At 62.2% G+C, this 11,827-nt stretch carries 10 protein-coding genes and 1 pseudogene; 7 read left to right on the top strand and 4 right to left on the bottom strand.

Features of this window, described 5'->3' with window-relative positions:
- Window positions 1-104 precede the first annotated feature (104 nt).
- A complete protein-coding gene (kynA, locus tag EDF61_RS02810; protein ID WP_105657355.1) occupies window positions 105-971 on the bottom strand; it encodes a tryptophan 2,3-dioxygenase in 867 nt (288 codons plus the stop codon).
- Between the two features lie 152 nt (window positions 972-1,123).
- Between kynA and EDF61_RS02805 the strand changes: the two genes are divergently transcribed.
- From EDF61_RS02805 to EDF61_RS02790, 4 genes are all read left to right on the top strand, one after another.
- Window positions 1,124-1,807, top strand: a complete 684-nt coding sequence (locus EDF61_RS02805; protein WP_105657356.1) for a CE1759 family FMN reductase — start codon at window positions 1,124-1,126, stop codon at window positions 1,805-1,807.
- Window positions 1,808-2,043: 236 nt separating this feature from the next.
- Window positions 2,044-2,829, top strand: coding sequence for a 2-oxo-hept-4-ene-1,7-dioate hydratase (gene hpaH, locus EDF61_RS02800; RefSeq protein WP_105657357.1), 786 nt, complete (start codon window positions 2,044-2,046; stop codon window positions 2,827-2,829).
- Window positions 2,814-3,623, top strand: coding sequence for an aldolase/citrate lyase family protein (locus EDF61_RS02795; protein WP_133833198.1), 810 nt, complete (start codon window positions 2,814-2,816; stop codon window positions 3,621-3,623). Before hpaH ends, EDF61_RS02795 begins: the two co-directional genes overlap by 16 nt.
- Before the next feature lie 62 nt (window positions 3,624-3,685).
- Window positions 3,686-5,017: a cell division protein PerM gene (locus tag EDF61_RS02790; protein ID WP_286172070.1), complete on the top strand. Its 1,332-nt coding sequence runs from the start codon at window positions 3,686-3,688 to the stop codon at window positions 5,015-5,017.
- An 18-nt stretch (window positions 5,018-5,035) separates the two neighbouring features.
- Here EDF61_RS02790 and EDF61_RS02785 read toward each other — a convergent pair whose 3' ends face one another.
- Both EDF61_RS02785 and EDF61_RS02780 read right to left on the bottom strand, forming a co-directional pair.
- Window positions 5,036-5,674, bottom strand: a complete 639-nt coding sequence (locus EDF61_RS02785; protein ID WP_133833197.1) for a hypothetical protein — start codon at window positions 5,672-5,674, stop codon at window positions 5,036-5,038.
- A 105-nt stretch (window positions 5,675-5,779) separates the two neighbouring features.
- Window positions 5,780-6,310, bottom strand: a complete 531-nt coding sequence (locus tag EDF61_RS02780) for a DinB family protein (protein WP_133833196.1) — start codon at window positions 6,308-6,310, stop codon at window positions 5,780-5,782.
- A 146-nt stretch (window positions 6,311-6,456) separates the two neighbouring features.
- Here EDF61_RS02780 and purN point away from each other — a divergent pair, with 146 nt between their 5' ends.
- The 3 genes and pseudogenes from purN to EDF61_RS19150 all read left to right on the top strand — a co-directional run.
- Entirely contained in the window at window positions 6,457-7,026 is a 570-nt protein-coding gene (purN, locus tag EDF61_RS02775) for a phosphoribosylglycinamide formyltransferase (RefSeq protein WP_133833195.1), read from the top strand.
- Window positions 7,027-7,058: 32 nt separating this feature from the next.
- On the top strand, window positions 7,059-8,573 hold the full coding sequence (locus EDF61_RS02770; RefSeq protein WP_133833194.1) for an SDR family NAD(P)-dependent oxidoreductase: 1,515 nt from the start codon (window positions 7,059-7,061) through the stop codon (window positions 8,571-8,573).
- Window positions 8,574-8,603: 30 nt separating this feature from the next.
- Window positions 8,604-8,684 (top strand): annotated as a pseudogene (locus EDF61_RS19150) (hypothetical protein); the annotation flags it as partial.
- An 85-nt stretch (window positions 8,685-8,769) separates the two neighbouring features.
- Here the strand turns inward: EDF61_RS19150 and EDF61_RS02765 are convergent.
- Window positions 8,770-11,790, bottom strand: a complete 3,021-nt coding sequence (locus tag EDF61_RS02765; protein ID WP_133833193.1) for an alpha-mannosidase — start codon at window positions 11,788-11,790, stop codon at window positions 8,770-8,772.
- Window positions 11,791-11,827: the final 37 nt, after the last annotated feature.

The raw sequence follows: 11,827 nt of genomic DNA, 5'->3' as shown, positions 1-11,827 counted from the left end.
TTTTCTCATGCCGTATATAAAGGCCGGTAATCGTGCGGATAATCGATGTGGCGCTTCCGCATCTCGCCTCGAAGTCATCGAGGCTCAGAGCCGTGAGGGAGGTGCTACTTGCCAATTTCGGTACGCACCGCGAACAGCTCTGGGAAAAAGGTCAGGTCCAGGGCGCGCTTGAGGAAGTCAACGCCCGAGGAGCCACCGGTGCCGCGCTTGAATCCGATGGTGCGCTGGACAACGCGCATGTGGCGGAAGCGCCATGCCTGGAAGTTGTCCTCGACGTCTACCAGGTCCTCGCAAGCTTGGTAGAAGCCCCAGCGGGTGTCCTCGGACTCGTAGATATCCTTGAATATTGGCACCAGTGCCTCCTGGAATGCCCAAGGCTTGGTGAAGTCCCGTGAAAGCACGTCTTCGGGAATGTCGTAACCGTGGCGGGACAGGGCGGCCAGGAACACATCGTAGAGACCTGGCTCGTGAAGGAGTTTGGACAGTAGCTCGTGGGCCTTTGGATCTGCCTCGTGGACCTTGAGCATGCCTTCATGCTTGTTGCCCAGAATGAACTCCACGGCGCGGTACTGGAAGGACTGGAAGCCGGAGGAAGAGCCGAGGAAGTCGCGGAACTGTGCATATTCGCGCGGTGTCAAGGTCGCCAGGACCGACCACTGTTCGGTCAGGGTCTTCTGGATGTGCTTTACCCGGGCAAGGCATTTCAGGGCTTTGCCGAAGTCATCGAGGCCCAGCAGGCGGCGTGCTTCGAGGAGTTCATGGAGCATGAGCTTGAGCCACAGTTCGCTGGTCTGGTGCTGGATGATGAAGAGCATTTCATCGTGGTGCTCGGGAACGCTGACCGGATGCTGCGCTGACAGGATGCGTTCCAGATCAAGGTAGCCGCCGTAGGACATCGTGTTTTTGAAGTCAGTGCGGACGCCATCTTCAATTGCGCGCTGATTCTCGGTCTGTGGCTTCGGAGTGCTCATATGCAGATATTATCAATAAGATTGCGACCGTCACAATAGTGAAAAACCGAATTGAGCTGACGAGGCGAAAAGAACTGCCGATGCCGGGAATACGTCCGGCGACCCCGCTGTTGATACATGCATACGCATATAAATAGTGAAAGGCAAGAACAGTGAGCAAGTCAGTAGTCGTCATCAGCGGTGGGCTGGGAACCCCATCGAGCTCCTCGCTGCTGGGCCAGCAAATCGGAGAGAATATTGCCGCGCAGCTAGCTGCCGCCGGCGTGCAAGCCGACGTGAGCAATATCGAACTGCGTGAGCATGCTGGTGAAATCACTAATAATATGCTGACCGGTTTCGCCGCCCCGGGCCTGCAAAAAGTTATCGACGCAGTGGTGAATGCGGACGTGCTCGTTGCCGTCACCCCGGTCTTCACGGCCTCGGTCTCAGGCCTCTTCAAGTCCTTCCTCGATATCCTGGACCCTAAATCGCTCAACGGAAAACCGGTCGTGCTCGCTGCCACCGCGGGAACCCAGCGGCACCAGCTCGCGGTTGACTACGCCATGCGTCCGATCTTCTCCTACCTCAGGGCGCAGATCATGCCGACAACGGTTTTCGCGTCTTCGGAAGACTTCGGGGGACAGGGGCTGACTGGCACGCTGGCAGATCGCGCTCGCCGGGTTGCGCGAGAAGTCGTCCTGGCACTGTCCCTGAACGAAGGGGAATTCGCCGCTGATGCGGATTTGGGGGATACCCGTTCCATCGCTCCTTCGGTCAGCGAATTCGCCGACCCCGATGATGAACTCTCCTCACTGCCCTTCGAAGCGTTGCTGGCAAACCTCAAATCCGGATCCTGAGTCGGTCGTTCCGCCAGGTTGGGCCAACGGCCATGCACCCGCACCGGGGCGCATGGCGGTGGGCCAAATCTTTTGCGAAAAGGAGCTCGAATGGCCACGAAAAGTCGAGCAGAATGTTAGTACGATGTGCCTTCAATCTCGAACCTCGGTACGATCAAGAACCGTGAGCTAAGTCATCTCTTCGAGATGGCGGCAGCCCCAAGAGGTTTGAACAGTAGTGAAAGGTGTAGCCGTCGATGCTATCCGAGGAAACAATCACGGCCATTGCCGATGAGCTGGTCCAGGCCGGCGAGACACGGACTCCCGTGCCGCGTCTGACCGCACGCTATCCAGAAATGACGGTAGAAGATTCCTACCGGGTCCAGAACCTGTGGCGCCAGCGCTCCGAAGCCGCTGGCCGCGTGCTGGTCGGCCGCAAGATCGGGTTGACCTCCCGCGCCATGCAGATGGCTACCGGAATCACCGAGCCTGACTACGGAATCATCTTCGATGACATGGTCTACGACTCCGGCGCGAAGCTGAAGTGGGAAGACTTCACCGGTGCCCGCGTGGAGATGGAGCTGGCCTTCAAGCTCAAGAAGGACATCGAAGGCCCGAGGGCGAACATTTTCGATGTGCTCGAAGCTACCGAATACGTCATCCCCGCTTTGGAAATCCTCGATGCCCGCGTGGAGATGGAAGGCCGCACCATTGTGGATACCATCAGCGACAACGCCGCCATGGGTGCCATGGTGATCGGCGGCAACCCGGTCAAGCCGGAGAACATCGATTTGCGTTGGGTCTCCGGGATCTTGTTCAAGAACCAGACCGTCGAAGAAACCGGTGTCGCAGCCGGTGTGCTGAACCACCCTGCCGCTGGCGTGTACTGGCTGGCCAACAAGATTGCCCCGCACGGCGACAAGCTCAAGGCCGGGGAAATCATCCTGGCCGGATCCTTCACCCGCCCGATGTGGGTCAATGCAGGGGATACCGTCTTTGCCGATTACGGACCGCTAGGAACTGTGACATGTCATTTCGAGTAGAAGCGGATCCGTCGCTGAAGGATGCGCTCAAGGACGCCGACCACTCGTTGGCAGGCATCTGGGTCTGTTCAGCTTCCCCGCTGATCGCTGAAATCTGCGCAGGTGCAGGGTTCGATTGGTTGTTCATCGATGGCGAGCATTCGCCCAACGACCTGCAGAACATTTTGACCCAGCTGCAGGCCGTGCGCAGCTACCCGGTCGTTCCAGTGGTCCGCCCTGCGGTCAACGATCCGGTGGTGATCAAGCAGTTCCTGGACCTGGGCGTGCAGTCGCTGATCATCCCGATGGTCAATGATGCCCAGCAAGCCGCCGCTGCCGTCGCCTCCTGCCAGTACCCGCCCAAGGGCGTACGCGGTGTCGGTTCCGCCCTGGCCCGCTCGGCTCGCTGGAACCGCATCCCCGAGTACCTGACCCGCGCTGATGAGACCATCACCATCATGGTTCAAATCGAAGCGGATGAAGCGGTGCGGAACGTCGAGGAAATCGTTGCCACCGAAGGTGTTGACGGGATTTTCATCGGTCCATCGGACCTGGCCGCCTCCATGGGCGTCATCGGCCAGCAGAGCCACCCGGACGTGGTCGCTGCGGTGATCAAGTCCATCAACGCCGCCAAGGCCGCAGGCAAGTATGCCGGGGTCAACGCCTTCGACCAGAAGAGCGCCCGCGAATACATGGCCGCCGGCGCGGATTACGTCGGCGTGGGTGCCGACGTGGCACTGCTGGCGCGTGCCACCGAAGCGCTGGCTGCAAGCTTCAATTCCGAAGCCCAAAGCGCTGCTCCGGACAGCTATTAGCCCAGTGTTCTAGGCAACCCTTCAGGCCATCATTGCGCGTCGATCGAGGCCGGTCGGCGCCAATGATGGCAACATTGAAGATGATGAGCCGCGAAAAGAAACCCATGAAGGCAGTGATGTTGCGCCTGCGCAACGGCTGGCCAATGCCCCTGGCGTTGCAGGGGGTCTTCGAGATACTGCAATCCGTGGTCTTTTGCCTTGCCCTGATCACCCTGCCGCTGGTCGCCGTCTATTTCAGCGGAGGCTTCCTCGAAGACTCGTTTGAGGCCATCTTGCAGTTCGGCGGCCTCATTTGGCTGCTTATCCACGGCGTGCCGGTGGAGATCCTGAATCTCGGCCCCGAAGCTGACCCCAGTTCAGTGACCGGATGGGTCACGCTGATCCCGTTGGGACTATCGCTGTTGCCGTTCTTGTTCTGCTTGCGTGCAGGACGGCGCATCGCTCGCGCTTCCTACACCGACCAGCTCTGGCAAGGGCTGCTCGGCGCCTTCGTGGCCTACGGGGCCATCGGTACCGGTATCGGGTTCCTCGCCAATAACGCGCATGCGCGGGTCAATATCATCGCGGCGACCTTCATTCCGCTGATCATCGCGCTCGTGGGCCTGATCATTGGCGCGCGGCGCGAAGCAGGCTCCTGGGCTCGCCTTTTCGGTGTCGATACGGCCGCCTATATCCAGCGGATCTCACCGCATCGCCGCTGGGCCGGATCCTACGTATGGCATGTGATCGTGGCCGGGTTCCTCGGCTATGTCGCTGCCGTGGGAATCTCCGGATTGCTGCTGGCCATCAACCTGGGCGTGCACTGGACCGACGTCGCCAACGTGTCGCAGGAGCTGCGCCCCGGCCCGATCGGCTCGGCCGCGCTGACCACGGTGCAGTTGTCCTTCATCCCGAACGCAGTGTTCTGGGTCTTGTCCTGGATCAGCGGTGGCGGTTTCAGCATCGGTACCGGCAGCACCCTGTCCACCTTGGAAACCACGGTGGGTCCGCTGCCGTCGATTCCGATGCTGGCTTCCCTTCCTTCAGGAGAGATGGCCCATCAATGGCTGTTCCTGCTGATTCCCGTGGCCGCGGGCATCGTGGCCGGCTGGTACTTCTTGCGCGTTGGCGAGAACCACCTCGAAGACTGGTTTGCCCGTCGCATTCCGTTCAATGCCCTGTCGCTGGCGGCATCGACCGCGTCCTTGGCGGTCTTCACCGGCATTGTCTGCGGGCTGCTGAGCCTGATCGGTTCCTGGCTGTCATCCGGCTCCCTGGCCATTGGGCGACTGGTAGAGATCGGCCCGAACATGTGGGCGACCGCAGGTGCCCTGGCACTGCAAATCGGCGTGGGCACCGCGATCGGCTACCTGATTGCCCCGCTGTTCGAGACCGACCCGGTACTCGAAGGCTAGAGGCTTGCCGCTGTTGGCCTAGGTCAGGCTGGCCAGGACCAGCGGATCGCCATCGGGGCGGTTGATGGTGATCGTCCCCAGCACACTGGCAGTCGACTCCTCCATCACCAGCAGCACCGAATCATTCTCGGCAACTACCTGGATATCCTCGGCTTCAAGTTCGGGATGCTTGGCGCGAAGCTCGGAGATGGAGTTCTCCACCGTCACGTCGCTGATGCCAGCCGGCATCAGGTAAGTGACGGTCTTGAAGCTGTTTTCACCGCCATCGACCTTGAGCGGAATACCGTTCTGGACCACATAATCCATCGTCGGGCAGGTGGTCCCGGCGATCTCGTAATCGCCATCTTCTTCCACAGGCTTGGGAACGGCGATCATGCACAGCTGGCCTTCGCTGCCTACGGCAACGTAGTGCATGCCGAAGTCCGAGGTGGCCAGCAGGTGGCGGGTTTCCGCGTCGTAGGACTCGGTATCCTCAAAGCCTTCGGGAAGCTTGTCATCATCATCCTGCGTTTGCACCAGAAGCGGCATGTATTCTTCAGCCGATGGGACTGGAGCAGCGGATTCACCGGTCTCCGGAATCCCGGCAGAACACGCGGTCAAGGACAGCAGCCCGGTGAAAGCCAGTGCAGAAATTTTCCCGAAATATGCCTTGGGCATGACTGCCTGGCTCCTTATGTAGAACTGTTTTCGCGCGTACGCCAAGAAGTCTAGCCAAAGGGCAGTGCACCTGCCATTTGGCCCCTTCGTTTGTGTCGGGCGCGCCTAGCTGGTCTGCGGAGCCAGATCCCACAGATGATGCATGACGTCATGCCAGGCATACTGATTCAGCGTTTCAATGGTAAACGCGGCACCGTTCGAGCGCAGGCCGCGGCGGGAATACTGCGCCGGGTCGATGCTCGACAGCTTCGTGGCGTAGCGGGCGGCGCTTTCTCGCAACAGCTCGGCGACCTGCCCTGCAGGCAGCGAATTGTAGTTTCCCTCAACGGCGGCCCGGTCCTGGTCCCAGTTGGGGAACGTCGGGTCATCGTGCTCAAGCATCAGGTCCAGGCGCCCGCTCATCACCTGCAGCATTTCGGCGACGTGGGCCACGTACTCCTGGTCGCTCCAGCGGGCAGGGTTCGTGCGGGTCTGGGCATCGGGGCGCGCGAGCACCTCGATATAGCGGTCCACGCACACCGGAAGCTGGGTCATGGCATCGCCGGGCGAGATGCCGCGCACATCGACGGCGCACTGCGCGCACACCGCGTCCAGGACAACGGTCCAGTCCTTGCCGTCGGGAACTATCTGGCTCATCAACTTCTCCACTTCGAATGGCGCTCTTACGGCCAGTCTAGGGCCGGCGCGGCAACGGTGCCGGGAAAAGGCCTGCGGATCGAAACGCCATGCAACATTGCGTCCGGGATGAAGCGCCGGACCCGGCGAACCGTAGAATTGAATTCATGCGCATTGTGGTTTTGGTTTCAGGTACCGGTTCTAATCTCCAGGCAGTCATCGACGCAGTGGCCGACGGCCAGCTGGACAATGTCGAGATTGCGGCCGTGGGAGCGGATAAGCACGGCACCTACGGCGTGCAGCGTTCGGCTGAAGCCGGAATCGAAACGTTCGTCGTGAACTTCAAGGACTACGCGGATCGCGGCGAATGGAACCATGCGCTCACCGGAAAGTGCTTGTCCTACGCCCCGGACTATGTTGTCTCCTCCGGTTTCATGCGCATCGTCGGCGAGGAATTCATCAACGCCTTCGACGGCACCTACATCAACACCCACCCTGCGCTGCTGCCGTCCTTCCCCGGCGCCCACGGCGTGCGCGATGCGCTGGCCTACGGCGTGAAGGTCACCGGCTGCACCGTGCACATTGCCGATGCCGGGGTTGATACCGGTCCGATCCTGCGCCAGGAAGCCGTGCCGATTGAAGAGCACGACACCGAGGAATCGCTGCATGAGCGCATCAAGCTCGTCGAGCGCCGCCTGCTCATTGCCACGCTCGCCGATCTCGCCAAGGGAAAATAGGGCGCTGCCCACCGCGTAAAATTGGTGGGGAGATGACTGAACCTACGCCGCTGCCTTTGCAGGCACCAGAAACCGAACTGTTTACCGAAGCAGAACTATCCGCCGCTTTGAAAGTCCTGTCGGTGGTGCACCAGCTGGATCCCGAGGATGAACGGCACGTTGCCGTGCGCAGGGCCACCAGCAACATGTTCAAGGCGGCCAAGCGCTACCGCAAGTCCCAAAAGCGTGCCGAGATCAGTGCCGCGGACAGGGCCGTGATCGAGCGCACCGCCACCGGCTCGCCGCAACGGCTGGATGACGAAACCCTCGGCCTGGACCTGAGCAGTTCAACCGGAAGCGCAAGCGCCGGGGAATTCCGCAAGCCGCGCGGCTGCTACATCTGCAAGCAGCGCTACACCACCGTGGATGCCTTCCACCATTATCTCTGCCCTGACTGCGCCGCACAGGGACGCGAACGCAGGGACGCGCGCGCGGACCTGAGCGGCAAGCGCGCCTTGCTGACCGGCGGGCGAGCCAAAATCGGCATGCACATCGCGCTGCGGCTGCTGCGCGATGGAGCCCACACCACCATCACCACGCGTTTTCCCAAGGACGCCGCACGGCGCTTCGCGGCACTGGAGGACAGCGCCGAATGGATGCACCGGCTGCGCATTGCCGGCATCGACTTGCGCGACCCGGCACAGGTCATCTCCCTGGCCGACCGCGTCGCTGCCGAAGGTCCGCTCGATATCCTGATCAACAACGCCGCGCAGACCGTGCGGCGCACGGCCAACTCCTACCAGCATCTGGTCGAATCCGAGCAGCAGCCCCTGGCCGCGCAGTTGCTGCCTGGCAACGGGGGACCGGAGCTGTGGGGCGAAGCGAACCCGCCCTCCGAGCATCCCAAGGCCCTGGCCAGTGCCTTCCGCCTGGAAGAATCAGCACTGCTGGCCCCTGCGGCATCGGAAAGCTACGATGCGCAGCAACTGGCAGATCTGGCCATGCGGGCCGGCTCCGCATCGCTGGAACGAATCGCAGCGGGAACCGCAATCGATGCCGGGGGCTTGATCCCGGACGTGGTGACGGAGAATTCCTGGACGCAGATCCTGGGTGATGTTGATGTCCTGGAAATGCTCGAAGTGCAGTTGTGCAATGTCACCGCCCCGTTCCTGCTCGCTTCACGGCTGCGCCCGGCCTTGGCCGCCAGCGGGGCCCGGCGCAAGTACATCGTGAACGTCTCGGCGATGGAAGGCCAGTTCTCCCGCCGCTACAAGGGTGCCGGGCACCCGCACACCAATATGGCCAAGGCCTCACTGAACATGCTCACCCGCACCAGCGCGGAAGAGATGCTGAAGACCGACCGGATCCTCATGAGCGCGGTGGACACCGGGTGGATCACCGATGAGCGCCCGCATGATGCGAAGGTCCGGAAAGTTGCCGACGGATGGCACGCCCCCTTGGACCTGATTGATGGCGCGGCCCGGGTGTACCAGCCGATCGTTGACGGGGAACGCGGCATTGACCTGTTTGGCTGCTTCCTCAAGGACTATGAGCCATCACCATGGTAGGGATCGGCGGAAATCCTCCCCGTCTAGGACGCCAAGCCCGGTGATACCAACGGCCAGGGCGTAGGCGGGGTCTGGTATGCGGTTGCTCCGGACGGGAGACTGATCCAGTGATTCCAGCAAGCCAGGACCGTGGATTGCAGCGGGGCTGGACCTTCGCACGCCACGGCGTGCGAAGGGCCAGCCCCGGAACCCGCGGTTACCTGGCCAGGGCGAAGCGCAGGGTGCGCACTTCGAAAGCGCCCAGCTTCAGCGGCACTGCACCATCGGAAAGCTCGAGGACTTGCCCCGCCAGCTCATCTTCCAGCAGGCTCGCGGTGGCTGCAGACAAGGCCTGCGCGTTGACCAACAGGCTGCCGCTGGCACGGCGCCCCAGGGATTCATAGACCCGCACCACCAAATCGCCGGAGTGGTCCGCAGCCAGCTTCACGCTGGAAATCACCAGGCCTTCACCGGTGACCGATACCAGCGGGTCCACGCCGTGGGCGCCATGGACGACTCGCTCTGCGCTGTTGAGCAAGGCGCCGGCTTCTGTTGCCATGGCCACGTCCGCGCCGATGACCAAACCGTAGCGGTGGGCCTGCAGGCCTTGGTCGGTTTCAGGATCCGGGAAGCGCGGGGCTCGCAGCAATGACAGGCGCATGGTTGTCGTGACGGCCGCGTCCTTGGCATCGCGGGTGACATCGAATCCGTAGATGGAATCATTGACCAGTGCCGCGCCGAAGCCGGGTTCCTCGGCCAGCACGAAGCGGTGCATGGAAGTTTCGAACTTCGCCGCTTCCCAGCTGGTATTCACGTGGGTAACGCGCTTGTGGTAGCCGAACTGGGTTTCGGCAATTGCATGCTCGGCACGGATATCCAGCGGGAAGGCGACCTTGAGGAATTTCTCTGCCTCATGCCAATCGGTACCCTGCGAGATCTGCACGGTCCGCGAGCCTGGCGCCAGCGACAGTTCCTGGACCAGCGTGGATTTGGAGAAGCTGCGGGCAATCGTGATGACCTGGCTGCCGTCCTCGCGCGAAGACAGCTCCAGGCTATCGAGCTCGCGCAGATCGGTGACCTGGTTGCGGTAATACTTGTCCACGTCCCAGGCGTCCCACATGTTCGGGAAGTCCTGGTGCAATTGCAGCAGGTTCGCTTCCTGGCCCTCGGCGATAGTTTCACGGCCGGTAGCCAGATCCACCGCGGAGGCAATCAGGCCCTGGGCATTGACCGCCACCCGGATGACCGAGTTATCCAGGATGTAGCCGCCATCGGCTGCCGTTGCCCGGACCGCGGAAACAGGAACGGCTTCCACTTCCCTGGCCTGGCCGAAGGCCAGGTTATTGCGCGTGAACGCCGCACCGTTGAATGCAATAGGGGTGGAGCCCTCGCCAGCCAGCTGCTGCTGGGCGGCGCGGATCAGCGCTTCGGCCTGCTCGATGACCTGGGCGTAGCGTGCCACCACTTCGCGGTGCACCCAGGCGATGGAGGTGCCGGGCAGGATGTCATGGAACTGGTGGAGCAGCACGGATTCCCACAGTTCGTCGAGCTGCTCGTACGGGTATTCGGCCCCGGTGCGGATGGCTGCGGTAGCCGCCCACAGTTCGGCCTCGACCAGCAGCTGCTCGGTGCGGCGGTTGCCCGACTTGGTCTGGTGCTGGCTGGTCAGCGTGGCGCGGTGCAGCTCCAGGTAGAGCTCTCCCACCCATACCGGCGGGTTGGGCAGCTCGGCCTTGGCCCGGTCGAAGAAGTCGTTCGGGTGTTCCCACCGGACTTTCGCACTGCCTTCCAGGTTGGCCAGGCGCTTGGCTTTGCCGGTCATTTCCCGGGTGGTGCCGCCGCCGCCATCGCCCCAGCCGACCGGTGCGATGGAGTTGTTGGCAAGCCGGGCTTCGCGGAACTGGCGCGAGGCCTTGGCGACTTCCTCCCCGGAGAGCTGCGAGTTGTAGGTGTCCATCGACGGGAAGTGGCTGAATACGCGCGAGCCGTCGATGCCTTCCCAATCGAAGGTGTGGTGCGGGAATTTGTTCTGCTGGTTCCAGGAGATCTTCTGGGTGAAGAACCATTCGAAGCCGGACCGGCGCATCAGCTGGGGCAGGGCAGGGGAGTATCCGAAGGAATCGGGCAGCCATACGCCTTTTGAATCGATGCCGAATTCGTCGCGGAAGAACTTCTGGCCGTAGAGGAACTGGCGGACCAGCGATTCACCCGAGGGCATCACGGTATCGGACTCGACCCACATGCCGCCCAGCGGCAGGAAGCGCCCGTCGGCAACGGCCTTCTTCACCCGATCCCAGACCTCGGGGCGATGGGTCTTGAGCCACTTGTACTGCTGGGCGCTGGACATGCCGTAGAGGAATTCTTCCTCGTCGCCCAGCAGCTCCACCATCGAGGAGCAGGTGCGGGAGACCTTGCGGATGGTTTCGCGCAGCGGCCACAGCCAGGCCGAGTCGATATGCGAGTGGCCAATCGCGGAAATCCGGTGCGCACTGTGCTCGGCCGGGGCGGCCAGGACCGCTGCCAGCTCCTTGCGGGCGGCCTGCGCGGTCTCGGCAATCCGCTGCAGGTCGAGCACGTCCAACGCGTTGTCCATGGCCTGCAGGACCTGCATCTTGCGCGGGCCGGCCGGCAGCTGCTCTTGCAGATCCAGCAGCACTTCCAGATCCAGCGACAACTCGTGCACTACGGATTCAAAGACCGCCAGGTCCATGCGGCGGGTGGTGTACAGCCGGCGCGAAGACGAGGTGAGGATATCGCCCTGCTCGGTGGGGAGGAACGGGTGGTAGTCCAGCAGCACCGGGTTGGATGCCGCTTCCAGGTACAAGTCGATGACCTCATTGCCTTCGGCCTGCCCGGCAATGGGCACCCACTGGTTGCGCGGGTTGATCGCCTTGATGGTGATGCCATCGGGCCGGTAAACCAGGCCCTCGCACTGGAAGCCGGTCATGTTGACGTCAAATCCCAGATCAATCACGGCTTCCACCCGGCGTCCGGCCCAATGCGCCGGAACCTGGCCCTGCAGATGGAACCATGTGGTGCCCCAGGCCGCGCCCCACGGGGTACCAACCTCTGTGGGCTGGTAGTCCAGTGCAAGGCCCTGCGCAGGAGCTATCGGCTCTCCCGGCAATTCGTGCCAGGAGAGCGTCAATGGCATGGTTTCCGAATATATCGCGGGAAGGATACGTTCGGTCAGAACGCGGCGGACGCGTCCGGTGGTCAGGGAAATGTCGTCGTGCATGAGGTCCTTCCGTTTGTGCGCTCAGCGGAAAATGAGC

The organism is Arthrobacter sp. JUb115 (genome assembly GCF_004365035.1).
Lineage (GTDB): Bacteria > Actinomycetota > Actinomycetes > Actinomycetales > Micrococcaceae > Glutamicibacter.
This window is presented reverse-complemented; position numbering and strand designations above follow the sequence as displayed.

Excerpts from the sequence above, each read along its gene's own strand:
- kynA (WP_105657355.1), bottom strand. The coding sequence starts at position 971 with ATGAGCACTCCGAAGCCACAGACCGAGAATCAGCGCGCAATTGAAGAT.
- hpaH (WP_105657357.1), top strand. The coding sequence starts at position 2,044 with ATGCTATCCGAGGAAACAATCACGGCCATTGCCGATGAGCTGGTCCAG.
- EDF61_RS02795 (WP_133833198.1), top strand. The coding sequence starts at position 2,814 with ATGTCATTTCGAGTAGAAGCGGATCCGTCGCTGAAGGATGCGCTCAAG.
- EDF61_RS02790 (WP_286172070.1), top strand. The coding sequence starts at position 3,686 with ATGATGGCAACATTGAAGATGATGAGCCGCGAAAAGAAACCCATGAAG.
- EDF61_RS02785 (WP_133833197.1), bottom strand. The coding sequence starts at position 5,674 with ATGCCCAAGGCATATTTCGGGAAAATTTCTGCACTGGCTTTCACCGGG.
- EDF61_RS02780 (WP_133833196.1), bottom strand. The coding sequence starts at position 6,310 with ATGAGCCAGATAGTTCCCGACGGCAAGGACTGGACCGTTGTCCTGGAC.
- purN (WP_133833195.1), top strand. The coding sequence starts at position 6,457 with ATGCGCATTGTGGTTTTGGTTTCAGGTACCGGTTCTAATCTCCAGGCA.
- EDF61_RS02770 (WP_133833194.1), top strand. The coding sequence starts at position 7,059 with ATGACTGAACCTACGCCGCTGCCTTTGCAGGCACCAGAAACCGAACTG.
- EDF61_RS02765 (WP_133833193.1), bottom strand. The coding sequence starts at position 11,790 with ATGCACGACGACATTTCCCTGACCACCGGACGCGTCCGCCGCGTTCTG.